The sequence below is a fragment of the Brevundimonas alba genome (genome assembly GCF_011927945.1).
Taxonomy (GTDB): domain Bacteria; phylum Pseudomonadota; class Alphaproteobacteria; order Caulobacterales; family Caulobacteraceae; genus Brevundimonas; species Brevundimonas alba.
Genome location: NZ_JAATJM010000001.1, coordinates 1153733 through 1176000 on the forward strand (window position 1 = coordinate 1153733; position 22268 = coordinate 1176000).

Below are 22268 nucleotides of genomic sequence, written 5' to 3' on the forward strand. Positions count from 1 at the left end.
CTCCCCCGCGCCCCCACTGAACGAGAGACCCCATGGCCGAAGCCGCATCCCCCAGCGCCGCCTATGACGTCGTCATTATCGGCGGCGGGCCGGGCGGCTATAACGCCGCCATTCGGGCGGGCCAGCTGGGGCTGAAGGCCGCCTGCGTCGAGATGCGCGAAACTCTCGGCGGGACCTGCCTGAACGTCGGCTGCATGCCGTCCAAGGCGCTGCTTCACGCCTCCGAACTGTACGAGGCGGCGATCAAGGAATTCCCCACCCTGGGCATCGAGATCGGCGCGCCCAAGCTGAACCTGGGCCAGATGATGAGCCAGAAGGCCGACAGCGTCGGCGCCCTGACCAAGGGCATCGAGTTCCTGTTCAAGAAGAACAAGGTCGAGTGGATCAAGGGCCGCGGGCGCATTGCCGGGCCGGGTCAGGTCGAGGTCACCGCCGCCGACGGCGCCACCTCCATGCTGGCCGCGAAGAATATCGTCATCGCCACGGGCTCCGAGCCGACGCCGCTGCCGGGCGTGACCTTCGAGGCCGACAGGGTGGTGGACTCGACCGGCGCCCTGTCGCTGCCCGCGGTGCCGAAGCAGCTGATCGTCATCGGCGCCGGCATTATCGGTCTGGAGCTCGGCTCGGTCTGGCGCCGGCTGGGCGCGCAGGTGACGGTCGTTGAGTATCTGGACCGGATCACGCCCGGGATGGACAGCGAGGTCGCCAAGACCTTCCAGCGCGCTCTGACCAAACAGGGCATGAGCTTCAAGCTGGGGGCCAAGGTCACCGGGGCGAAGACGTCGAAGGACGGCGTCGAGCTGACGGTCGAGCCCGCCGCGGGCGGCGCGGCCGAGACGCTGAAGGGTGACGTGGTGTTGGTCGCCATCGGCCGTCGTCCCTACACCGATGGGCTCGGGCTGGAGACGGTCGGCGTCCAGACCGACAAGCGCGGCTTCCTCGTCAACGATCACTTCAAGGTGGCTGAAGGCGTCTGGGTGATAGGCGACGTCACCTACGGTCCGATGCTGGCGCACAAGGCGGAGGAGGACGCCGTGGCGGTGATCGAACTGATCGCCGGCAAGGCCGGGCACGTCGACTACGATCTGGTGCCGAGCGTGGTCTACACCTCGCCGGAAGTGGCCTGGGTCGGCAAGACAGAGGACCAGCTGAAGGAGGCGGGCGTCGCCTACAAGAGCGGCAAATTCCCCTTCACCGCCAACAGCCGGGCCAAGATCAACCACGAGACCGAGGGCTTCGTGAAGGTGCTGGCCGATGCTGCGACGGACCGGCTGCTGGGCGTCCACATCCTCGGCCCGCAGGCCGGCGAGATGATCGGCGAGGCCTGCGTGGCCATGGCCTTCGGCGGCTCGGCCGAGGACATCGCCCGCATCTGCCATCCGCACCCGACGCGTTCGGAGGCGGTGAAGCAGGCGGCGATGGGCGTCGACGGCTGGACGATGCAGGCCTAGCCCAGCGGTCGCAGTCCGCGGAACGCCATGCGCGAGCGGCCGAAATCGAGCATCACTTCGCGGAACCGGTAGAGCAGGTCGGCGCCGATCAGCAGGGCCGGCCGCTCGACCAATTCCAGCGCTTCGAAGGCGTGCAGATCGGCGAACAGAAGCGGCGTCGGGCCCAGCCTCTGGCCGCCCAGCTGGAGGTCTCGGACCTGGCCGCTGGCGGCGGCGAGGACCTGACCGGTGACGCCGTAGACGGTGACCCGCTCCAGCCCTGAGGGGTCTCCGCCGATGGCCGAGAGCAGGGCCATGTTGCCTATGGAATATTGAGCGCCGGTGTCGACGAAGACATCGATCTCGCGCCCTTCCGCGGCGCCGCGCAGGATCAGCGTGCCGAAGCGGCCATGCCGGGCCGGCCGCTCCTGGGTCGGCAGGCGGCTGGCCCGGTGACTGGCCGAGCCGATGGCCACCACGTCCGGGCCCGAGGGTGTCAGCCGCACCCGGCGCGACCCGATGCTCAGGTCGAGACGGAAGCGGCCGAGCACGTCGAGGCCGAGCAGGCCGTCGGCGGCGATGACCGAGCGCGGGAAGACCGGAGCCTGCAGGTCATGCATGCGCCGCCCGCCGAGACTGATCCGGCTGATGTGCACGGTCTGCGCGACCTGGGCGGCGGTCAGGCCGTGTACCAGGACGGAGGGCGCCGGCGGCAGAGCCCATGACCGGGCGAGGTCTTCGGAGATGATGCTCCGGCCGGCGCCGGTGTCGAGCACGAAGACGGCGCCGCGGCGGCCGTTGATGGTGACCCGCAGCGCCATGCGTGTGAGGAGATTGGCGAGCAGTCGGGGTTCGTCGGGTTCCGGCTCCTGGGCCGATACGAGGGTGGGCGCCGCCAGAAGGCCGGCAAGGCCCAGCGCCACGGTCCGCCGGTTCAGGATCGGGATCGCGCCGTCGGTCAGAGCCGCCTCCCCGCGTTCTGCGAAGGCAGTCTAGGCCCGCGGATGCGCCGATGCATAGGCGTCGAGCAGACGGGCGGCGTCGACGGCGGTGTATTTCTGGGTGGTCGAGAGGCTGGCGTGGCCGAGCAGTTCCTGGATTGAGCGCAGGTCGGCGCCGGCGCCGAGCAGATGGGTGGCGAAGCTGTGGCGCAGGGCGTGCGGCGTGGCGCTGGCGGGCAGGCCGAGCCGGCCGCGCAGCCGCTGCACCGTCGCCTGAACGTGGCGGGGGCTGAGCGGACCGCCGCGGCGGGCGCGGAAGAGTGCGTCCGAGGACTCGAGCGGGAAGGGCTGGAGGGAGAGGTAGGCGTCGACGGCCTGACGCACGGCGGGGAGGACGGGCGCGAGCCGGGTCTTGCAGCCCTTGCCTGTGATGCGCAGGGCGTCGGGCAGGGGGGCGTCGGCGCGGGTCAGGGACAGGCCCTCCGAGATGCGCAGGCCGCAGCCGTAGAGCAGGGTCAGGACGGCGCGGTCGCGGGCGGCCTCCCAAGGTTGGGCGTCGGGGTCGGCCTCGGGTTCGAGCGTGAGACCGCGGGCCTGATCCTCGGTGACGGGACGGGGCAGGGAGGCCTTCACCCGGGGGCCGCGGACGAGGGCCAGCTGGGGCGCGGCTACGCCGCAGCGGCGGTCGAGGAAGGCGTGGAAGGTGCGGATGGCCGACAGGGTCTGGCTGATGGAGCGGGCGTTCAGCGGACGGTCGCCGCTCCGGCGTTCGGCGAGGTGGGCGCGGAGTTCGGCGGGGGTGACGGTTCCGAGGTCGGACAGGCTCTGGGTTTCGCCGCGGTGGCTCTGGAGGAAGGCGAGGTAGCGGCGGCCGATGTGGCCATAGGCTTCGAGGGTGCGGGGCGACAGGCGGCGTTCGTGCGCCAGATGCTCCAGCCAGGCGGCCAGCGCCTGTTCGGCGGTCAGCTGAGGATGGGCCATCGTTCGGCCGTGCGCTCGACAACGCGGGCGATGAAGGCGACCAGTTCGCAGCCCATGGTCGGAGTGAAGCCCTCGTCCTCGGACGAGCCGAAGGCGCAGAGGGCCGGACGGGCGCCGGCGTCGTCGCCGGGGAAGACGGGCGACATGCGGATCAGGGCCACGGATTTCACCTCGTCCTCGGCGGCGCCGAACAGGTTCAGGCCTTCGAAATTGGGACCGAGCCAGGTCAGGCCGTGCTCGCCGAGCAGGCCGTCGACGCCGCCGGAGTCGAGCGGTTTCCAGCCGAAGGGGACGGCGCCGGGCTTCTCCAGCGCGATGGCGGCGCCGGTCAGGCCGAACCGGCCCTGGGCCACGGCGTCGAGACGGCGGGCGAGGTCCGAGGGGCTGCGCGCTTCCATCAGATCGAGCGCGGCGACGTGGGTCTGGGTCTGGGCGGCGAAATTGGCGCGGGCCACGGCCTCGATGCGCTTGCGGGCGTCGGCTTCGCGCTCGGCGGCGGCTTCGAGGCGGGTCAGGGCGGCGCGGCCGAACTCGACGACGTTGCGGCCGTGCGGCTTGAGGCCGATCTCTTCCAGCAGGGAACGGTCGTCGAGCAGGGTTTGCGGATTGGCCTGCAGCCAGGCGCGGATTTCCGGCCAGTGAGGCTCGGGAAGGTCCGAAGAGAGGTCAGGCGATACGCTCACAGACCTCTCCTCGAGGCATCGACTAGAGAATGGACTGGCCGGTCTTGCCCCAGTCCGCAAGGAAGGCATCAAGCCCCTTGTCGGTTAACGGGTGCTTGACCAGGGCCTTGAAAACGTCGGCCGGGATGGTCGAGGCGTCGGCGCCGGCGATCGCCGCGGCCGAGACATGGCCCGGATTGCGCAGGCTGGCGGCGAGGATGGCCGTGTCGAAGCCGTGCACGTCGTAGAGCACCCGGATCTCCTCCAGCAGGCCGATGCCGTCGGCGCCGTGATCTTCCAGACGGCCGACGAAGGGCGAGACGAAGGTGGCGCCGGCCTTGGCGGCCAGCATGGCCTGTGCGGCGGAGAAGCAGAGGGTGACGTTGGTCTTGATCCCCTTGTCGGCGAAGGCGCGGGTGGCGCGCAGGCCGTCCCACGTCAGGGGCAGCTTCACGACGACGTTCGGGGCGATGGCGGCGAGCTTGTCGCCCTCCTTGACCATGGTCTCGAAATCGGTCGCCACGGCCTCGGCGGAGATCGGCCCCTCGACGAGGGCGCAAATCTCGGCGATGACCTCGGCGATGTTGCGACCGGATTTGGCGATCAGCGAGGGATTGGTGGTGACGCCGTCCACCATGCCGGTGGGGACCATGTCCTTGATGACGGCGACGTCGGCTGTGTCGAGAAAGAGTTTCATGGGCGCGCTTCTAGCCCTTCGGAGCCGCCGGTGAAAGTCGCCTCGGTTCTCATTCCGCTGCCGGTGCCGGAGGCCTTCGATTACGAGGTTCCGGAGGCGCTGGCGCTTGCGCGGGGCGATCAGGTGGCGGTGCCGCTGGGGCCCCGGCTGATGCGCGGCGTGGTGGCGGAGGTGCGGGAGACGACCGGATCGAACCGGCGGCTCAAGGCGGTCGATCATCGGCTGGACGATCCGCCCCTGCCGGAGCGGACCGTGGATTTCGTGGAGTGGGCGGCGCGGTGGACGCTGAGCGCGCCCGGCGAGATGGCGTCGGCGGCGCTGAAGGGACTGCGCGCGCCGCGGCCCCGGCCCGAGCGGCGGGTGCGGCGCGTCGGCGAGCGAACCCCGGTCAAGACCACGGCGGCCCGGTCGGCGGTGCTGGAGGCGCTGGGCCAGCGGGCCATGGCGGGGGCCGATCTGGCGAGGGCGGCGGGGGTCTCGTCCGGCGTGATCAAGGGACTGGTCGACGAGGGCGTGCTGGAGGTGGTGGAGATCGAGGCGGTGGCCGCCTTCGATGCGCCCGATCCCGATCATGCGCCGGCGACGCTGAACGCGGATCAGGCGGCGGCGGCCGAGGCCATTGCCGAGGCGACGGGGAAGGGCGGTTTCGCGCCCTTCCTGCTGGATGGGGTGACCGGCTCGGGCAAGACCGAGGCCTATCTGGAGGCGGCCGCGCGGGCGCTGAAGGCCGATCCGGCGGCGCAGGTGCTGATCCTGCTGCCCGAAATCGCCTTGACGCAGGCCCTGATCGAGCGGATCGCGGCGCGGTTCGGGGCCGCGCCGGCGGAGTGGCACTCGGGCGTCGCGCCGCCCCGACGGCGGCAGGTCTGGGAGGCGGTTCAGTCGGGGCGCTGCAATATTGTGGTCGGAGCCCGGTCGGCCCTGTTCCTGCCCTACGCCAACCTGCGGCTGCTGGTGGTGGACGAGGAGCACGACGGCTCGTTCAAGCAGGAGGAGGGGCTGGTCTATCACGGCCGGGATCTGGCCGTGGCGCGGGCGCGGATCGAAGGGGCGACGGTGGTGCTGGCCTCGGCCACGCCGTCGCTGGAGACGCTGTGGAACGCCCATCACGGGCGCTACGGCTGGCTGAAGCTGGAGGCGCGGCACGGGGCGGCGGTGCTGCCGGAGATTTCGCTGCTGGACCTGAGGCAGAGCCCTCCGGACCCGCAGACCTGGCTCTCTCAACCGTTGAGAGAGGCGATCGGCGAGACATTGATGCGGGGCGAGCAGACCCTGCTGTTCCTCAACCGCCGGGGCTATGCGCCAGTGGTGCTGTGCCGGGCCTGCGGGCATCGGCTGACGGCGCCGGACACCGATAGCTGGCTGGTCGAGCACCGCTACACCGGGCGGCTGGTCTGCCACCTGACCGGCTTCACCATGCCGCGGCCGAAGCATTGCCCGTCGTGCGGGGCGGAGGATTCGCTGGTCTCGGTGGGGCCGGGCGTCGAACGGGTCGAGGAGGAGGTGCGTCAGCTGTTCCCGCAGGCGCGGACGGCGGTGTTCAGCTCGGACACCGTGCCCGACGGCCGGTCGGCGCGGGCGCTGATCCAGCGGATGGCCGAGGGGGAGATCGACATTCTGGTGGCGACCCAGGCGGCGGCCAAGGGGCACAATTTTCCGCACCTGACGCTGGTCGGGGTGGTGGACGCCGATCTGGGCCTGAGGGGCGGCGACCTGCGGGCGGCAGAGCGGACGTTCCAGCTGCTGACGCAGGCGACGGGCCGGGCCGGGCGGGCGGACAAGCCGGGACGGGCCATCCTGCAGACCTGGACGCCGGAGCATCCGGTGCTGATGGCGCTGGCGGCGGGTGACCGCGACGCCTTCGTCGAGGCCGAGATGGCGGAGCGGGAGGCGGCGGTGCTGCCGCCCTATGGCCGGCTGGCGGCGATCATCCTGTCGGGCGAGAACGCGGCGGCGGTCGAGAAGGTGGCGCGGGAGCTGGCGGGTTCGATCCCGAACGCCGAGCGGCTGGAGGTTTACGGCCCGGCGGATGCGCCTCTGGCGCTGGTGCGGGGCCGGCGGCGCAAGCGGCTGCTGGTCCGGGCCGACCGCGACGTGGACCTGCAGGGCTTCCTGCGGGCCTGGCTGGCGCGGGTGAAGGTGCCGGCGAGCGTGCGTCTGAACGTCGATGTCGATCCGTACAGCTTTCTGTAGGGCGCTATCGCTCGCGACGCGGTCGCTCGCTGCTTGAGCGCGGGTGGGGCGCTATCGCTCGCCGCGCGGCGGCTCGCTGCTTGAGCGCGGGTTGGGGCGCTAACGCTCGCGACTCGGTCGCTCGCTGCTTGGGCGCGGGGTTCCAGACGGCCGTCTTCGTCTTCCGGGGCGTGGGCCGCGAAAGTTGGGGAGGGTGCGGGGTCGCCGGGCCTCGCCCGGTGATGAGTTTTTAGTACCGTTTCGACGAGACAGACGCCCCGCGCAGTCGTTTTCCACACGCCCTCCGACTGGCGGCCCTGCATTCGGGCCTTTGACGGATCACACGGCGACAGCCTTGCGACTGCCGACGCGGGGGGGCCTACCGCCGCTGTTGCGACGTCCTCAACCCCACCTGAAGCGCGCGGCGAGCAAGCAAGCAGGATCCATCCCTGCCCACGAGGACCCCCGGACTCTCCATCGCCCGGGCTTCATCGCTCGACCACAGCCCGTCGCCATCGAGGAACGTGGATCCGACGCCCTCCCCGTCAACGGGATGGGTGAATTATGCGCTCGAAATCCAGCGTGCGCAGAAGATCGGTTTGAGAAAAGGCGAAGCCGCTGAAAAGGCGGGGGTTCGTCCGCGCTATCCGACTATAAAAACGCGGATTGTAAGCACAGCGTCATCACCTCCTTCTCCCTTTGCGGGAGAAGGTGCCCCGGAGAGGCGGATGAGGGGTGAGACACCCATGCATCCGGTCATCCGCCACCCACCTTATATCGGAGAGGCGGATAGAGCCCCCTCATCCGGGCCTCCGGCCCACCTTCTCCCTCAAGGGGAGAAGGAGTCCACTAAACCCCCGGTTCGGCGGTTTCGGAGCGGTTGAGTTCGGCCTGGCGGGCTTGCAGGGCGGCGTTTTTCTTGGCGGCGGAGCGGCGGCCCATCATGTTGAGGGCTTCGACGAGGCCGGAGAAGGCCATGGCGGTATAGATGTAGCCCTTGGGCACATGGACGCCGAAGCCGTCGGCGATCAGCACCATTCCGATCATCAGCAGGAAGCCCAGCGCCAGCATCACCACGGTCGGGTTCTTCTCGATGAAGTTGGCCAGCGGGTTGGAGGCCAGCAGCATGACGGTGACCGCGATGATCACCGCGACCATCATGATCGGCACGTGATCGGTCATGCCGACGGCCGTCAGGATGGAGTCCACCGAGAAGACCAGGTCCAGCAGGATGATCTGGATGATGGCGGCGCCGGCGTTGTTGATGACGGCCGACTTCTTGTCGAGCAGGTCGTGGTCGGACGGGGTCGGATCGACCGTGTGGTGGATCTCCTTGGTCGCCTTCCACAGCAGGAAGACGCCACCGGCGATCAGGATCAGGTCGCGCCAGCTGAAGGAGGTCTCGAACAGGGGCGCGCCGTGCTCGATCGGGCCGGTCAGGCCGAGGTCGAAGACCGGGGCGGTGAGGGCGACAATGAAACCGATCGTCGCCAGCAGGCCCAGACGCATGACGAGCGCGAGGCCGATGCCGAGGCGGCGGACGCGGGCGCGCTGCTCGACCGGCAGCTTGTTCGACAGGATGGAGATGAAGACCAGATTGTCGATGCCGAGCACGACTTCCATGACCACGAGGGTCACCAGCGCCAGCCAGGCGGCGGGATCGGTAATCAGGTGAGCGACGGAATCGAACATGCAGGCCTCTTGTCAGCTTCGCCGCTTCTAACGCAGGTCGAGGGCATACGGCCATAGGAACGGCGCGTCGGATTGTCGCCGCGTTGCGGTCAGGGCGTCTGGCGGGGCGGGACGGGCACGTCGCTGACGAGGGCGCCGGCGCCGCCGCCGGCGATCACCGCCTGACGCACGGCCGCGTGGCTGGCGAAGCTCTGGGCCTCGACATAGATGCGGCCGATCTGGGGGAAGGCGGCGCGCAGGCGGTGTTCGAGACGGGCGACCGTGTCCTCGACGTCGGCGGCGGTCAGGTCGTTGCGGAAGTCGAGGCTGAGGGCGACGAGGATTTCGTTGGGACCGAAATGCATGGTGCGGGCGTCGTTCAGGCCGTCGACGCCCGGCTCCTCCCGGGCGATGGCCTCGATGCCGTGACGCGTGTCGGGGTCGGCCGCCTCGCCGGTCAGCAGGCTCTGGCTCTCGAAGGCGAGGAAGCCGGCGGTGACGGCGAGGATGAGGCCGATGATCACCGAGGCGACGCCGTCCAGCAGAGGCAGGTTCAGGAGGTGGCTGGCCACGACGCCGACGAAGGCGACCACCAGACCCGCCAGCGCCGCCGTGTCCTCGAACAGGACAGTGAAGACGGTCGGATCCTTGGACGAGCGGATAGTGTGCAGGATGGGCCGGCCCGCCCGTTCCTGGTTGAAGGCCTTGAAGGCGACGAACCACGAGGCGCCCTCGAAGCAGATCGACAGGCCCAGGATGATGTAATTGACCCACGGATTGTCGATGGCCTCGGGACTGCGGATGCGTTCGACGCCGTGCAGGATGGACACCACCGCGCCGACGCCGAAGATCAGGACGGCGACGACGAAGGTGTAGAAATAGAGCTGGAGACCGTGGCCGAAGGGGTGGGTCTCCGACGCCGGGCGGGCGGCGCGCTTCAGGCCGATCAGCAGGATGATCTGGTTGCCGGTGTCGACGGTCGAGTGGATCGCCTCGCTCATCATCGCCGCCGAGCCGGTGAACAGGGCGGCCCCGAACTTGGTCACGGCGATGGCGGTATTGCCCGCGAGGGCGGCGAAGATGACGTTCTTCGAAGTGGAGGCGGCCATCGCGGGTCAGCGCGGATTGCGCACTATCGTTCCATGAAGCGGGGCCGTCGCGGGCATGCTCGTGCGACGATCCGGCCTGCTGCGTCGGTTGCTCCCCGGGGGGATGAGTGCTATCAGGCGCCCGGCTGAGCCGGAGGGTGCGTCGCAAGACGTTTCTCTGGCGTGCTTTCTTCAAGCATTTCAGGCCTTTGACCGGCGCGCACTCCGCCGCCGGTCGACAACCCGAACGCTAACCCGCGCGGACCATACAGTGGCTGACGATTACAGGACGACGGAAGTCGGCGAGCGCTATGCACAGGCGCTGTTCGACCTCGCTGACGAGACGGCCTCGCTGGAGGCGGTGCGCGCCGATCTCAAGTCGCTGCGCGCCGCGTGGAACGAGAGCGCGGACCTGCGCCGTCTGGCCACCTCGCCGGTGATCGCCTCCGAGGACCAGCAGAAGGGTCTGGTGGCCATCGCCGATGCGGCGAAGTTCAACGGCGTGACGAAGAATTTCCTCGGCCTGCTGGGCCAGAACGGCCGTTCGCGCGACCTGCCGGGCGTGATCGCCGGCTTCGACAAGCTCTATGCGAAGAAGACGGGCGTGGTCGCCGCGGAGGTGGTTTCGGCCCAGCCGCTGAACGCCGCCCAGATGCAATCCATCCAGTCCGCCCTGCGCGCTTCGCTGGGCAAGGACCCGGAAATGACCGCCCGCGTCGATCCGTCGATCCTGGGCGGCCTCAAGGTCAAGGTGGGGTCGAAGCTGTTCGACGCCTCGCTGAAGACCAAGCTCGACCAGATGAAGTTTGCCCTCAAGCGCGCCTAAGCGCTCCGATCAACAAGACTGCAGCGCCTCAACCGGCGCCCGACAAGACGAAAACAGAGAGCCTGTCATGGACATCCGCGCCGCCGAAATCTCGGCCATCCTCAAGTCGCAGATCGCCAACTTCGGCGTCGAAGCTGACGTTTCGGACGTCGGTCAGGTGCTGTCGGTCGGCGACGGCATCGCCCGCATCCACGGTCTGGACAACGTCCAGGCCGGCGAGATGATCGAGTTCCCGAAGGCCGGCGTGAAGGGCATGGCCCTGAACCTCGAGCGCGACAACGTCGGCGCCGTGATCTTCGGTCAGGACAGCCAGATCGCCGAGGGCGATGAAGTCCGCCGCCTCGGCGAGATCGTGGACGTGCCGGTCGGCAAGGGCCTGCTGGGCCGCGTCGTCAACCCGCTGGGCGAGCCGATCGACGGCAAGGGCCCGATCCAGTTCACCGAGCGCCGCCGCGTGGACGTGAAGGCTCCGGGCATCATCCCCCGCAAGTCGGTTCACGAGCCGATGCAGACCGGCCTGAAGGCCATCGACACCCTGATCCCCGTCGGCCGCGGCCAGCGCGAGCTGATCATCGGTGACCGTCAGGTCGGCAAGACCGCCGTCGCCGTCGACACCATCCTGAACCAGAAGTCGACCAACGCCGCCGCCACGTCGGAAGGCGAGAAGCTGTACTGCATCTACGTCGCCATCGGCCAGAAGCGCTCGACCGTGGCCCAGATCGTCAAGACGCTCGAGGAGCGCGGCGCCCTGGACTACACCATCGTCGTCGCCGCCACGGCGTCGGAGCCGGCCCCGTTGCAGTTCCTGGCCCCGTTCGCCGGCACCGCCATGGGCGAGTTCTTCCGCGACAACGGCATGCACGCCCTGATCGTCTATGACGACCTGTCCAAGCAGGCCGTGGCCTATCGTCAGATGTCGCTGCTGCTGCGCCGTCCGCCGGGCCGTGAAGCGTATCCGGGCGACGTCTTCTACCTGCACTCGCGCCTGCTGGAGCGTTCGGCCAAGCTGAACGAGGACAACGGTTCGGGCTCGATGACCGCCCTGCCGCTGATCGAGACCCAGGCCAACGACGTGTCGGCCTACATCCCGACGAACGTGATCTCGATCACCGACGGCCAGATCTTCCTCGAGTCCGACCTGTTCTACCAGGGCATCCGCCCGGCCGTAAACGTCGGCATCTCGGTGTCGCGCGTGGGCTCCTCGGCCCAGACCAAGGCGATGAAGAAGGTCGCCGGTTCGATCAAGGGCGAGCTGGCCCAGTATCGGGAAATGGCCGCCTTCGCCAAGTTCGGCTCGGACCTCGACGCCTCGACCCAGAAGCTGCTGGCCCGCGGCGCGCGCCTGACCGAGCTGCTGAAGCAGCCGCAGTACTCGCCGCTGACCATGGAAGAGCAGGTCGTGTCGGTCTACGCCGGCACTCGCGGCTACCTGGACGGCATCGCTGTCGGCGACATCGGCCGCTTCGAAACGGAGCTGCTGGCCCGCATCAAGTCGTCGAACGCCGGCCTGCTGGACGGCATTCGCGCCAAGAAGGACCTGACCGCCGAGCTCGAAGCCGAGCTGAAGTCGGTGCTGGAAGCCTTCGTCAAGACGTTCGCCTGAGACCGGCCCGGATAGCGAGAGAGTAGCCCCGGATGGCCAGCCTCAAGGAAATGCGCAATCGGATCGGAAGCGTGAAGTCCACGCAGAAGATCACGAAGGCCCTGAACATGGTCGCCGCGGCCAAGCTGAAGCGCGCCCAGGATCAGGCCGAAAGCGCCCGTCCCTATGCGAAGAAGATGGCGGCGGTGATCGCCAATCTGGCGGCCGGCGTCTCGGGCGACGGCGCGCCGAAGCTGCTGGCCGGCACCGGCCGCGACCAGAAGCACCTCGTCGTTGTCGCCACCGGCGACAAGGGTCTGGCGGGCGGTTTCAACACCAACGTCATCCGGGCGGCGCGAGAGCGCATCAAGAGCCTGATCGACGCCGGCAAGGACGTCCGCGTCATCGCCGTGGGCCGCAAGGTCCGTGACGGCCTGTCGCGGGTCTATGGCGACCGCATCGTCCGCACCTTCGAGATGTCGGACCACAAGGTCATCGGCCTGCCGGCGGCGGAGCCCATCGCGGCCCTGATCGCCGAGGAGTTCGAGGCCGGCAACGCCGACGTCGTGACCCTGTTCTTCAGCCGCTTCCAGTCGGTCATCTCGCAGGTGCCGACGCTGAAACAGCTGATCCCGGCGGTCGTCGACGGCGACGCGCCGCCGATCGACCTGAACGGTGCCACCTACGAATACGAGCCCTCAGAAGAGGAAATCCTCGAGACCCTACTGCCGCGCAACATCACGACCCAGATCCTGGCCGCCCTGTACGAGAACCAGGCCAGCTTCTTCGGGGCCCAGATGGGCGCCATGGACAACGCCACGCGCAACGCGGGCGACCTGATCAACAGCCTGACCCTGCAGTACAACCGCAAGCGCCAGGCCCAGATCACCACCGAACTGATCGAGATCATCGCCGGCGCTGAAGCGCTCTGATCCGACCCCCGCACAGATACGACTTTCCGAACGGAACGAACCGATGACCGACACCACCAAGAAACCCGCCGCCCGCAAGCCCGCCGCTCCCAAGGCGCCCAAGGCCGCCGCCGCGACCGCGCCGAACGCTTCGGCCCGCGTCGCCACGGGCCGCATCGCCCAGGTCATCGGCGCCGTCGTCGACGTCGAGTTCGACGGCCACCTGCCCGCCATCCTGTCGGCTCTGGAAACCCAGAACGTCGACCAGAAGACCGGCCAGCCCTTCACCCTCGTACTGGAAGTCGCCCAGCACCTCGGCGAGAACATGGTCCGCACCATCGCCATGGACACCTCGGAAGGCCTGACGCGCGGCCAGCCGGTGACTGACACGGGCAGCTCGATCCTGGCGCCGGTCGGCCCGGGCACGCTGGGCCGCATCATGAATGTCGTCGGCGCGCCGATCGACGAACAGGGCCCGATCAAGACCACGATGTACCGCCCGATCCACCGCGAGGCGCCGTCGTTCGAAGAGCAGTCGACCTCGTCGGAAATCCTCGTCACCGGCATCAAGGTCATCGACCTGATGTGCCCCTACACCAAGGGCGGCAAGATCGGCCTGTTCGGCGGCGCCGGCGTTGGCAAGACCGTGACCATGCAGGAGCTGATCAACAACATCGCCAAGGCCTACGGCGGCTATTCGGTTCTGGCCGGCGTGGGTGAGCGCACCCGCGAAGGCAACGACCTGTATCACGAGATGATCGAGTCCAACGTCAACGTGGACCCGGCCAAGAACGGCGGCTCGACCGAGGGCTCGAAATGCGCCCTCGTCTACGGCCAGATGAACGAGCCCCCCGGCGCCCGCGCCCGCGTCGCCCTGACCGGCCTGGCCCAGGCCGAGTATTTCCGCGACGAAGAAGGCAAGGACGTCCTGCTGTTCGTCGACAACATCTTCCGCTTCACGCAAGCCGGTTCGGAAGTGTCCGCCCTGCTGGGCCGCATCCCGTCGGCCGTGGGCTATCAGCCGACGCTGGCCACGGAGATGGGCAACCTTCAGGAGCGCATCACCTCGACCAAGAAGGGCTCGATCACCTCGGTCCAGGCCATCTACGTGCCCGCCGACGACCTGACCGACCCGGCGCCCGCCGCCTCGTTCGCCCACTTGGACGCCACGACCGTGCTGTCGCGCGACATCGCCGCCCAGGCCATCTTCCCGGCCGTTGACCCGCTGGACTCGACCTCGCGGATCATGGACCCGCTGGTCATCGGCGAGGAGCACTACCGCGTCGCCCGTTCGGTTCAGGAAGTGCTGCAGCAGTACAAGGCGCTGAAGGACATCATCGCCATCCTGGGCATGGACGAGCTGTCGGAAGAGGACAAGCTGGTCGTCTCGCGCGCCCGCAAGATCCAGCGCTTCCTGTCGCAGCCGTTCTTCGTGGCCGAGCAGTTCACCGGCGCCGACGGCAAATTCGTCTCGCTGGAAGACACCATCCGCTCGTTCAAGGGCATCGTGGCCGGCGAATACGACCACCTGCCGGAAGCCGCCTTCTACATGGTCGGCGCGATCGAGGAAGCCGTCGCCAAGGCGCAGAAACTGGCCGAGGCGGCCTAAGCATGGCCGGCAAGCTCAGCTTCTCGCTGGTGTCGCCTGAACGCGAGGTCTTCTCGGGCCTCGTGGATCAGGTGGACGCGCCCGGCGTCGAGGGCGACTTCGGCGTTCTGGCCGACCACGCGCCCTTCATGACCGCCCTGCGCGAAGGCGTGGTCACGGTCATCGATGGCGGCTCGCGCCGCCAGTTCGAGGTGCACGGCGGCTTCGCCGACGTGACCCCGGCCGGCCTCACCATCCTTGCCGAACAGGCCTCGGAAGTGTCGGCGGCGTAGAGCCGTTTGTCATTCCGGCCGACGCGACGCGGAGAGCCGGGACGCACCTGATTGAAAACTCCTCCTTCCGGAAGGCGCGCAGCGACTGTCCGGGAGCAGGGTTGAACCCACCCGGATCCCGGTTCAGCTCTCCGAGCTGACCGGGATTCGTCGTTTGTGGGCTATGCTCCGTCCCCGATAGCCGCTGCGCGGCTTCGGGGATGACAAGGGCCACGCTTGACCCCCCGGCGAGACAGCCTAGATAGCCCTTCGCAAGACGAGGCCACGTCCTCGCTCCCGCGCCTGATCCTGCATCGGGCGGGACGAAGTCCGGGACGGCCCGGCCCTTTGCGAGGAGGGCTGCGTGGCCTGGACCTATCTGATCATCGCCGGACTGTTCGAAGTCGTCTGGGCCTATTTCATGAAGCAGTCGGCGGGGTTCACCCGCCTGTGGCCGAGTGTGGCCACGCTGGGGTTCATGGGCGTGAGCTTCGCCCTGCTGTCGGTCGCCATGCGGTCGCTGCCGATGGGCACGGCCTATACGGTCTGGACCGGAATCGGCGCGGTCGGCGCCTTCGTCGTCGGGGCGGTGTTCCTGCAGGAGCACGTCAACCTGTGGCGGGTCGTGGCGGCGGGGCTGATCATCGCCGGGATCGTGCTGATGCGGCTGGCGCCGGGGCAGTGACGGTGTAGCTTCCGCATCAGGAGGCTCCCATGCTCGAACTGCGCCCCAACTGCGAATGCTGTGACCGCGACCTGCCGTTCGACAGCGCCGAGGCGCGAATCTGCACCTTCGAATGCACCTTCTGCGCGGGATGCGTGGACGGGGCGCTGAAGGGGGTCTGCCCGAACTGCGGCGGCGGCTTCGTTCCGCGGCCGATCCGTCCGGCTCGGCTGATGGAGAAATATCCGGCGTCCACGAAGCGGGTGCTGAAGCCGGCGGGGTGTGCGGCCTAGACCACCAGCCCCGCGAAGGCCTGCACCACCTGCTCGTAGGCGGCGCGCTTGAAGGGGACGATCAGGTCGGGGGCTTCGTCGAGGCGGCCCCAGCGCCAGGCGTCGAACTCGATCTCGTCGTGCTGTTCAAGGTCGATCTCGGACTCGTCGCCGGTGAAGCGGAAGGCGAACCACTGCTGCTTCTGGCCCTCCCAGCCGCGCGCCTGTTTCGATCCGCCGTAGTCCGCCGGGAAGGTGTAGGCGATCCACTCCTGCGTCCGGGCCAGCAGCTCCACCGAGACGACGCCGGTTTCTTCCTGCAGTTCGCGCCGGGCGGCGGCTTCGAGATCCTCGCCGTCGTCGACGCCGCCTTGGGGAAACTGCCAGTTGTGAGGGCCGGGCGTCGCCGCCCTGCGGCCGTACCAGACGCGGCCGTTCGGATGGAACAGCACCACGCCGACATTGGGTCGAAAGCGGGAGAGGTCGGGCATGGGAGAGTCAGCAGGCATCAGGCAGCAGGCAGCAGGGAGGATGGGTGGTCTTGCTTACAGGAGGCGATATCTGCTGTCGCCCTGCCTGCTGCCTGCTGCCTGCTGCCTGCTGCCTGCTGCCTATCTTCCGGGACGGTTCGCCAGTGCACTGGCCGGCGCCAGCTGCAGGCCACGAGCTTCGAGGCCGGCGGTCCAGCGGGCGGCTGCCTCGACCGTGACGGGATAGCTGAAGCCCGTGCCCAAGGCTTGGCCGCGGGCCTTGGCGAGGGCTTCGAGGGCGTTGAGCTGGCCGACGATCGCGGTCGGGGACTGCTGCTCGTCGATGATGCGGTTGGCGCTGGCGCGGGCCCAGGCGCCCGGGCGGCGGCTCATCGAACCATCGTCGATGAAGGCGACGCCGTGCTGGCGCAGCCGGGTCATGAAGGCGCTCATGCCTTCGTCCGAGGTGGCGAAGCGGTCGCCAAGATAGTTGGTGACGCCGAAATAGCCCGTGGCCCGGCCCAGCAGCCAGTTCAGCTTGGCGTTGATGTCGGCGGGCCCGGCGCCGGACAGAAGCGTGTAGGGGCCGGGGTCGTTGTTCGGATAGCCGGTGGGCTCCATCGGCATTTCCAGCATGACCTCGTGGCCCTGGGCGCGGGCGAGGTCGATCCAGCCCTGCAGGCCCTCGGCATAGGGCACGAAGCTGAGAGTGACCTCCGCGGGCAGGCGTTCGATGGCGGCGCGGGTGGTGACGGCGTTGAGGCCGAGGCCGCCGACAATCAGGGCGACGCGGGGCTTGCCGTTGGAGACGAAGGGACGGGCGTAGGCGACGGCGGGGACGCGGCCGTCGGGGGCGATGCGCGGCAGGGCGCCGTCGGGCCCTGGCTGGCTGAGGCCGGCGATCGGGGCGGCGGTCAGCGGGCGAGCGGCGACGCGCGGGGCGGTGACGGCCGCGCCCTCGCCGGAGACGGTGGCGCCGTCGGGCAGGGTGATGACCGCCTCTCCCATCAGGGCGGGATCGCCGCCGGCGGCGAGGTCCTGATAGAGGCCCGAACCATCCAGCGAGAAGGCTTCGAGCCCGGTTGGGACCGGAGTGGCGGCGGCGGCCGGGCGGTTGAGCGAGACGCGGGCCGAGGGGGCTCCGGCGCGAGGGTCGCCCAGCACGGTGACAAACAGGGCGGCGGCGCCCAGCAGCAGCACGCCCGCGCCCGCGACGGCGACCGGCGGCTTCTTCAGCACGCGGACGGCGGGGGCGAAGGTTTCGGCCATGGAGCGGCGGGCGGGCGGAGCGCCCGCGGTGGCGGCGAGAACGGACTGGCGCTTGGCGAACATGGGCAAGGAACTGGGCGCTCAACGAGAGTCCGCGGGACGGACTCCTTCAGCGCCCACATTGACCGCGCGTCGGTTAAGAAAGCCTAACGCGCTGTTAGCTATGCCGTACTCAGTTCTCGGGGGCCGGATCCGGGCTCGTCGCGGCCATGGCGGTGCCCGGGGCGGTGACGACGATGCCTTCCGGGGCGGCGGCGAGACGGGTCAGGTTTCCGCCGGCGCGGAGCACGTCGAAGGCGCGCTCCAACTGGTAGTCCTTGTCCTTGTCCCAAGCCTCGCCCGGCGCTTCGTGCGGGGTGTGCGGACCCTTGCGCTCGGCGCCGATGGAGGCGTCCAGGGCCGTGGCGAAGGCGGCTTCGGAATAGATGAAGTTCGAGCGCGAGACGATGCGGGCCTCGGCCTCCGAACGGGCGACCTCGAGGTCCGGCTCGATGCCGATCTTCTGGATCGAGGCGCCGGAGGGGGTGTAGTAGCGCGCGGTGGTGATCGACAGGGCGCCGTCGGCCCCGCCGCGCAGCGGGATGACGCTCTGGACCGAGCCCTTGCCGAAGCTGGTCAGGCCGACGAGCGTGGCGCGCTGGTGGTCCTTGAGGGCGCCGGCGACGATCTCGGACGCCGAGGCCGAGCCGTAGTTGATCAGCACCACGACGGGCAGGCCGCCGGTCAGGTCGCCCGGACGGGCGGCGTAGCGCATGATCTGCTCGGGGCTGCGGCCGCGCTGGCTGACGATCTCGCCGCGTTCGAGGAAGGCGTCGGAGACCGCGATAGCCGCGTCGAGCAGGCCACCCCCGTTGTTGCGCAGGTCGACGACGTAACCCTTGATGGCCGGGTTCTCGGTCTTGAGGCGGGCGATGGTCTCCCCCAGCTCGCGGCCGGTGTTCTCGTTGAAGGTCGAGATGCGCAGCACGCCGAAGTCGCCCTCGACGCGGCCGGTGACGGAATCGATCTTGATGATCTCACGGGTCAGGGTGACCTCGCGCGGCTCCTCGCCGTCACGCAGGAAGGTGACCTTGACCGAGGTGCCGGGGGCGCCGCGCAGTTTTTCGGAGACCTGGCTGACGGTCAGGCCCGACGAGTTCTGGCCCTCGATGGAGGAGATGACGTCGCCGGCCTGGACGCCGGCCCGGGCGGCGGGCCCGCCGTCCATGGGCGAGATGATCTTCACCAGCCCGCCCTCGGATGAGATGGTCAGGCCGACGCCGGAATACTGGCCCTCGGTGCGCTCGCGCAGCTCGGCATAGCCCTTGAGGGGCAGATAGGCGGAGTGCGGGTCGAGGGCGCCCATCATGCCCTGCAGGGCGGCCTCGATCAGCTTCTTGTCGTCGACGGGAACGACATAGTCCCGCTCGACCGTGGCGAGGGCGTCGCCGAACAGGCCGATCAGGCGGAAGGCCTCGTTGCGCGGCGTCTGTCCGGCGGTCGTGGCGGCGCCCAGTCCGACCACGGTGGCGGCGGCGGCGCCGATCATCAGCAACTTGCGCATTCGGTCTTTTCCAGCGGGCCGTGAGAGGCGGCCTGAACGTCGACAGATAGGGAGTCTCCGGCGACCAAATCGTGGCCGACCGGTGGTGCGCCGATAAAATCAGCGTCATCGGGGGATGGGAAGCGGATTCGCCTGTTCCGGGCCGATCAGCGGCCCAGCCACGGCGCCGGATCGACGGGGCGTTCGTCGCGGCGGAGCTCGAAGGCGATCTCGCCGTCGGGGCCGGCGCGGCCCAGCGGCTGGCCGTCGGCGACGCGTGCGCCGGTTTCGACGGAGACGTCCTCGAGGCCGGAGACGACGGCGCGCCAGCCGGGGCCGAGGTCGAGGATGACCACCTGGCCCCAGCCTTCCAGCGGGCCGGTCCAGGCCACGCGGCCTGCGGCGGGCGCCGAGGCGGTGAGATCGTCGCCGCGCCAGCGCCAGCCGGTGGAACCGGAGCCGAAGCGGACCGAGGGCGCGCCGCCGACGGGCGGAGTCAGGCGGTCGCGGCCGGCGGGACGGCTGGCGGTCGAGACCGGCGCCTCGGCGTCGAGGGTCGGGACGGTTCCGCCGAGGGCCTTCAGCCGGGTTTCGAGGGCGCGGGCGGCGCGTTCGGCGGTTTCCGCCTCGGCCTTGAGGATGGAGCGCAGGCGGGTCTGGCGGGCGGCGAGGGCTTCGGCGCGGGCGCGGCGGTCGCCCTGCTCGCTCTCGGCGGTGAACAGGGCCTCGCTGTTGAGGGCGGCCAGGCGGCGGATGCGGATCAGCTCGTCCTGCCGGTCGGCGAGGGCGCGGGCGCGGGCCTGAAGTTCGGGCGCGACGGCCTTCATCAGGATGGCGGCGCGCACGGTGTCGATCGCCTTGTCGGCGGGAACCAGCAGGGGCGGGGGCGGACGGCGGCTCATCATCTGCAGGGCGGACAACAGCCGCGCCTGACGGCCGCGCGCCTGCGACAGCCGGGCGACGAGGGCGGCCTCGCGGTCGCTGAGCTCCTTCAGGCGGGCGCGCTGGGCCGAGATGGTGCGGTCGCCGGCGGCCACGTCGGCGCCCAGCGAGGCGAGCTCGCGCTCCAGCCGGGTGATCTCGGCGGCGGCTTCCGCGGCCTCGGCGCGAAGGCGGCGTGCCCGGGCCTGTTCGTCACGGAACTCGGCGCGCAGGCGGCCGATCTCGGCTGTCTGCGGCGCGGCGGCGGCCACCGGCAGGGCGGTCAGGGCGAACAGAAGGGACAAGAGGGCGCGACGCATCAGTCGCGATGATAGGGCGATCCGGCCAGTATGGTCACGGCGCGATAGAGCTGCTCGGCCAGCATGGCGCGGGCGAGGGCGTGGGGCCAGGTCTGGGGGCCGAAGGCGAGGGTCGAGGCGGCGGCGGCGCGGACGCTGTCGTCCAGCCCGTCGGCCCCGCCGATGGCGAAGGCGAGGCGGCGCTCACCGCGGTCGCGGAGCCCGGCGATGTGATCGGCGAAGGCGCGGCTGGAGAAGGTCTTGCCGCGCTCGTCACAGGCGATCAGATGCGCGCCCTCGGCGGCCTTGAGGATCAGCTCGGCCTCGGCCGCCTTGCCGGGCTTGCGGGCTTCCAGATCGATCAGCTCGAGCGGACCCAAGCCGAGCGCCCGACCGGACAGGGTCGCGCGTTCGGCGTAGTCGGCCGCCAGCGTCGCCTCGGGGCCGCGCCCCGGCTTGCCGATGGCGATGACGGCCAGCTTCATGTCAGGAGTCTAGGCGCGGGCGTCGACGCGGTGGCCGCTGTCGACCGACCAGATCTTCTCGATGTTGTAGAAGCTGCGGACTTCCGGGCGGAACAGGTGGACGATCACGTCGCCGGCGTCGAGCAGGACCCAATCGCAGTGCGGCAGGCCGGACACCTTGACCTTGCCGAGGCCCTGTTCCTTCAGCGTGCGCTGCAGGTGATCGGCCAGGGCGCCGACGTGACGGTGCGAGCGCCCGGAGGCGATGATCATGGTGTCGGCCATCGGGCTTTTGCCCTTCAGATCGATGAGAACGATGTCCTGGGCCTTGTCGTCGTCGAGGCGCGAGAGAATGGCCTCTTCCAGCGGGGTCGCGCCGACGGGAAGGGGAGCCTCGTGACCGCTCTCTCGGGGACCGTCTTCTGAATGGATGGGCGCGATGGGGTCCATCTCGTGCGCCGTGTTCGAAACGGCGCTGTCTTGCGCATCGTGCGCGGGCGAGGGGGTCAGCGGAGGGCTCCGGGGAGATTACTAAAGGGGCAGTCTAGCACAAACCGCTCAAGGCGTCACGCGTTGCGCCCGGCGGCCCCGGCTTCAGCCTTCGCCCGCGCCCGGAGCGCCGTCGAGGAGCGGGGGTTGAGCGGGGCGGTGATGTAGGTCCAAGCGGGGGCTTCGAGATAGGGCAGCACCCGGCCTTTCGCGGCGGGGACGCGGGCGGCGGAGAAGCGGGCGGCGGCGGGGGCGGTGCGGCTGTCCAGCTCGGAGCCGGGGCGGGCGATCACCGCCATGGGCATCATCCGCATGATGTCGGTCCAGCCGCGCCAGCGGTGGAAGGTCGCCAGATTGTCGGAGCCCATCAGCCAGACGAAACGCACGCCGGGATGGCGGGCGGTCAGGGCGCGCAGGGTGTCGACGGTCCACTGCGTGCCGACGCGGGTCTCGAAATCGGAGACGATCATGGCGGGGCCGGACGCGGCGCTGGCGGCGGCGGCGCGGGCGGATGCCATGCGCTGGACCAGAGGGGCGCTGTCGCGGGCGTCCTTGAGCGGGTTCTGAGGCGAGACCAGCCAGACCACGCGGTCCAGTCCCAGCCGCCGCAGCGCCGTCTCCGCGACATGGGCGTGGCCGTCGTGGGCCGGGTTGAACGAGCCGCCGAAGAGGCCGACCTTCATGCCCGGCTGGAGGTCGAGCCCGTCACGCAGGCCGCCCGGTCGGGGACCGAAGGCTCGCGGCGCAGGACCGGCGTGGAAGAAGGACAAGGCGGGCTCTGGGCGGGCTTTGGCGGACTTATGCTCAGCAGTGAGCTAACACGCCCCGCCCCGGGTGTCGCCTGTGGTCAGCCGGGCTGTTTCTTGAAGGTGTCGCCGACCTCGGTGGCGTCGGGACCGTCCGGGCCGGCGCTCTTCTGCTCGCGTTCGGCGTTGCGCTTGACCGCCGCGTCGGAGGTCGAGGCGTCGGGCCGGCCGAGCGGAATGGCGCCGTTGTCGTCCCGGCCTTCGGTCTGGATCGGTTTGTCGGACATGGGGGGCTCCTTTCGTCGGGAAAGGAGCCGGTGCGGAATTGCGT

General features: G+C 69.6%; 23 protein-coding genes. 9 read left to right on the plus strand and 14 right to left on the minus strand.

What is annotated here, in order from left to right; genetic code table 11:
- Positions 1-32: 32 nt before the first annotated feature.
- Complete coding sequence (lpdA, locus tag GGQ87_RS05735; protein WP_168045716.1) at positions 33-1451, plus strand: dihydrolipoyl dehydrogenase; 1419 nt, start codon at positions 33-35, stop codon at positions 1449-1451.
- On the opposite strand, the gene GGQ87_RS05740 is transcribed toward lpdA, so the two are convergent.
- From GGQ87_RS05740 to fsa, 4 genes are all read right to left on the minus strand, one after another.
- Entirely contained in the window at positions 1448-2353 is a 906-nt protein-coding gene (locus GGQ87_RS05740; protein WP_168045717.1) for an aspartyl protease family protein, read from the minus strand. The genes lpdA and GGQ87_RS05740 overlap by 4 nt on opposite strands.
- Positions 2354-2422: 69 nt before the next feature.
- On the minus strand, positions 2423-3352 hold the full coding sequence (locus tag GGQ87_RS05745) for a tyrosine recombinase XerC (RefSeq protein WP_168045718.1): 930 nt from the start codon (positions 3350-3352) through the stop codon (positions 2423-2425).
- Positions 3334-4035: a DUF484 family protein gene (locus GGQ87_RS05750; protein ID WP_342448308.1), complete on the minus strand. Its 702-nt coding sequence runs from the start codon at positions 4033-4035 to the stop codon at positions 3334-3336. Before GGQ87_RS05750 ends, GGQ87_RS05745 begins: the two co-directional genes overlap by 19 nt.
- A 22-nt stretch (positions 4036-4057) precedes the next feature.
- Positions 4058-4711, minus strand: coding sequence for a fructose-6-phosphate aldolase (gene fsa, locus GGQ87_RS05755; RefSeq protein ID WP_168045720.1), 654 nt, complete (start codon positions 4709-4711; stop codon positions 4058-4060).
- A gap of 30 nt (positions 4712-4741) precedes the next feature.
- On the opposite strand from fsa, the gene GGQ87_RS05760 reads away from it, so the two are divergent.
- The gene (locus GGQ87_RS05760) at positions 4742-6904 is read left to right on the plus strand and encodes a primosomal protein N' (protein WP_168045721.1); all 2163 of its coding nucleotides are present in this window, start codon (positions 4742-4744) and stop codon (positions 6902-6904) included.
- Positions 6905-7732: 828 nt separating this feature from the next.
- Here GGQ87_RS05760 and GGQ87_RS05765 read toward each other — a convergent pair.
- Both GGQ87_RS05765 and GGQ87_RS05770 read right to left on the minus strand, forming a co-directional pair.
- Complete coding sequence (locus tag GGQ87_RS05765) at positions 7733-8575, minus strand: TerC family protein (protein WP_168045722.1); 843 nt, start codon at positions 8573-8575, stop codon at positions 7733-7735.
- 89 nt (positions 8576-8664) lie between these two features.
- Positions 8665-9663: a cation diffusion facilitator family transporter gene (locus GGQ87_RS05770; protein WP_168045723.1), complete on the minus strand. Its 999-nt coding sequence runs from the start codon at positions 9661-9663 to the stop codon at positions 8665-8667.
- 250 nt (positions 9664-9913) lie between these two features.
- Between GGQ87_RS05770 and GGQ87_RS05775 the strand changes: the two genes are divergently transcribed.
- The 7 genes from GGQ87_RS05775 (at position 9914) to GGQ87_RS05805 (ending at position 15778) form a co-directional block, all read left to right on the plus strand.
- Entirely contained in the window at positions 9914-10468 is a 555-nt protein-coding gene (locus tag GGQ87_RS05775; RefSeq protein ID WP_168045724.1) for a F0F1 ATP synthase subunit delta, read from the plus strand.
- Between the two features lie 67 nt (positions 10469-10535).
- The gene (gene atpA, locus GGQ87_RS05780; protein WP_168045725.1) at positions 10536-12071 is read left to right on the plus strand and encodes a F0F1 ATP synthase subunit alpha; all 1536 of its coding nucleotides are present in this window, start codon (positions 10536-10538) and stop codon (positions 12069-12071) included.
- Positions 12072-12103: 32 nt separating this feature from the next.
- Positions 12104-12982, plus strand: a complete 879-nt coding sequence (locus tag GGQ87_RS05785) for a F0F1 ATP synthase subunit gamma (RefSeq protein ID WP_168045726.1) — start codon at positions 12104-12106, stop codon at positions 12980-12982.
- 43 nt (positions 12983-13025) lie between these two features.
- Positions 13026-14570 carry a F0F1 ATP synthase subunit beta gene (gene atpD / locus GGQ87_RS05790; RefSeq protein WP_168045727.1) on the plus strand — a complete coding sequence of 515 codons (1545 nt, stop codon included), beginning with the start codon at positions 13026-13028 and terminating at the stop codon, positions 14568-14570.
- Positions 14571-14572: 2 nt separating this feature from the next.
- The gene (locus GGQ87_RS05795) at positions 14573-14842 is read left to right on the plus strand and encodes an ATP synthase F1 subunit epsilon (protein ID WP_168045728.1); all 270 of its coding nucleotides are present in this window, start codon (positions 14573-14575) and stop codon (positions 14840-14842) included.
- Between the two features lie 343 nt (positions 14843-15185).
- Positions 15186-15506, plus strand: coding sequence for an SMR family transporter (locus GGQ87_RS05800; protein WP_168045729.1), 321 nt, complete (start codon positions 15186-15188; stop codon positions 15504-15506).
- A gap of 29 nt (positions 15507-15535) precedes the next feature.
- On the plus strand, positions 15536-15778 hold the full coding sequence (locus tag GGQ87_RS05805; protein ID WP_168045730.1) for a DUF1272 domain-containing protein: 243 nt from the start codon (positions 15536-15538) through the stop codon (positions 15776-15778).
- Here the strand turns inward: GGQ87_RS05805 and GGQ87_RS05810 are convergent.
- The 8 genes from GGQ87_RS05810 to GGQ87_RS05845 form a co-directional block, all read right to left on the minus strand.
- On the minus strand, positions 15775-16248 hold the full coding sequence (locus tag GGQ87_RS05810; RefSeq protein WP_168045731.1) for an RNA pyrophosphohydrolase: 474 nt from the start codon (positions 16246-16248) through the stop codon (positions 15775-15777). The genes GGQ87_RS05805 and GGQ87_RS05810 overlap by 4 nt on opposite strands.
- 120 nt (positions 16249-16368) lie before the next feature.
- A complete protein-coding gene (locus GGQ87_RS05815; RefSeq protein WP_168047360.1) occupies positions 16369-17559 on the minus strand; it encodes a divergent polysaccharide deacetylase family protein in 1191 nt (396 codons plus the stop codon).
- A 109-nt stretch (positions 17560-17668) separates the two neighbouring features.
- A complete protein-coding gene (locus tag GGQ87_RS05820; protein WP_168045732.1) occupies positions 17669-19039 on the minus strand; it encodes a S41 family peptidase in 1371 nt (456 codons plus the stop codon).
- A 146-nt stretch (positions 19040-19185) separates the two neighbouring features.
- Positions 19186-20259 carry a murein hydrolase activator EnvC family protein gene (locus GGQ87_RS05825; protein WP_168045733.1) on the minus strand — a complete coding sequence of 358 codons (1074 nt, stop codon included), beginning with the start codon at positions 20257-20259 and terminating at the stop codon, positions 19186-19188.
- Positions 20259-20723: a 23S rRNA (pseudouridine(1915)-N(3))-methyltransferase RlmH gene (rlmH, locus tag GGQ87_RS05830; RefSeq protein ID WP_168045734.1), complete on the minus strand. Its 465-nt coding sequence runs from the start codon at positions 20721-20723 to the stop codon at positions 20259-20261. The genes GGQ87_RS05825 and rlmH overlap by 1 nt, the downstream gene beginning before the upstream one ends.
- A gap of 9 nt (positions 20724-20732) precedes the next feature.
- Positions 20733-21152 (minus strand): ribosome silencing factor, encoded by a 420-nt coding sequence (gene rsfS, locus GGQ87_RS05835; protein WP_168045735.1) that lies wholly within the window; start codon positions 21150-21152, stop codon positions 20733-20735.
- A gap of 116 nt (positions 21153-21268) precedes the next feature.
- Positions 21269-21961: a nicotinate-nucleotide adenylyltransferase gene (locus GGQ87_RS05840; RefSeq protein WP_168045736.1), complete on the minus strand. Its 693-nt coding sequence runs from the start codon at positions 21959-21961 to the stop codon at positions 21269-21271.
- A 77-nt stretch (positions 21962-22038) separates the two neighbouring features.
- Positions 22039-22224: a hypothetical protein gene (locus GGQ87_RS05845; protein WP_168045737.1), complete on the minus strand. Its 186-nt coding sequence runs from the start codon at positions 22222-22224 to the stop codon at positions 22039-22041.
- Between the last annotated feature and the right edge of the window lie 44 nt (positions 22225-22268).

Excerpts from the sequence above, each read along its gene's own strand:
- GGQ87_RS05815 (WP_168047360.1), bottom strand. The coding sequence starts at position 17,559 with ATGTTCGCCAAGCGCCAGTCCGTTCTCGCCGCCACCGCGGGCGCTCCG.
- rlmH (WP_168045734.1), bottom strand. The coding sequence starts at position 20,723 with ATGAAGCTGGCCGTCATCGCCATCGGCAAGCCGGGGCGCGGCCCCGAG.
- GGQ87_RS05745 (WP_168045718.1), bottom strand. The coding sequence starts at position 3,352 with ATGGCCCATCCTCAGCTGACCGCCGAACAGGCGCTGGCCGCCTGGCTG.
- atpA (WP_168045725.1), top strand. The coding sequence starts at position 10,536 with ATGGACATCCGCGCCGCCGAAATCTCGGCCATCCTCAAGTCGCAGATC.
- GGQ87_RS05770 (WP_168045723.1), bottom strand. The coding sequence starts at position 9,663 with ATGGCCGCCTCCACTTCGAAGAACGTCATCTTCGCCGCCCTCGCGGGC.
- GGQ87_RS05805 (WP_168045730.1), top strand. The coding sequence starts at position 15,536 with ATGCTCGAACTGCGCCCCAACTGCGAATGCTGTGACCGCGACCTGCCG.
- GGQ87_RS05795 (WP_168045728.1), top strand. The coding sequence starts at position 14,573 with ATGGCCGGCAAGCTCAGCTTCTCGCTGGTGTCGCCTGAACGCGAGGTC.
- atpD (WP_168045727.1), top strand. The coding sequence starts at position 13,026 with ATGACCGACACCACCAAGAAACCCGCCGCCCGCAAGCCCGCCGCTCCC.
- lpdA (WP_168045716.1), top strand. The coding sequence starts at position 33 with ATGGCCGAAGCCGCATCCCCCAGCGCCGCCTATGACGTCGTCATTATC.
- GGQ87_RS05765 (WP_168045722.1), bottom strand. The coding sequence starts at position 8,575 with ATGTTCGATTCCGTCGCTCACCTGATTACCGATCCCGCCGCCTGGCTG.
- GGQ87_RS05825 (WP_168045733.1), bottom strand. The coding sequence starts at position 20,259 with ATGCGTCGCGCCCTCTTGTCCCTTCTGTTCGCCCTGACCGCCCTGCCG.
- GGQ87_RS05820 (WP_168045732.1), bottom strand. The coding sequence starts at position 19,039 with ATGCGCAAGTTGCTGATGATCGGCGCCGCCGCCGCCACCGTGGTCGGA.
- rsfS (WP_168045735.1), bottom strand. The coding sequence starts at position 21,152 with ATGGACCCCATCGCGCCCATCCATTCAGAAGACGGTCCCCGAGAGAGC.
- GGQ87_RS05845 (WP_168045737.1), bottom strand. The coding sequence starts at position 22,224 with ATGTCCGACAAACCGATCCAGACCGAAGGCCGGGACGACAACGGCGCC.
- GGQ87_RS05810 (WP_168045731.1), bottom strand. The coding sequence starts at position 16,248 with ATGCCCGACCTCTCCCGCTTTCGACCCAATGTCGGCGTGGTGCTGTTC.
- GGQ87_RS05785 (WP_168045726.1), top strand. The coding sequence starts at position 12,104 with ATGGCCAGCCTCAAGGAAATGCGCAATCGGATCGGAAGCGTGAAGTCC.
- fsa (WP_168045720.1), bottom strand. The coding sequence starts at position 4,711 with ATGAAACTCTTTCTCGACACAGCCGACGTCGCCGTCATCAAGGACATG.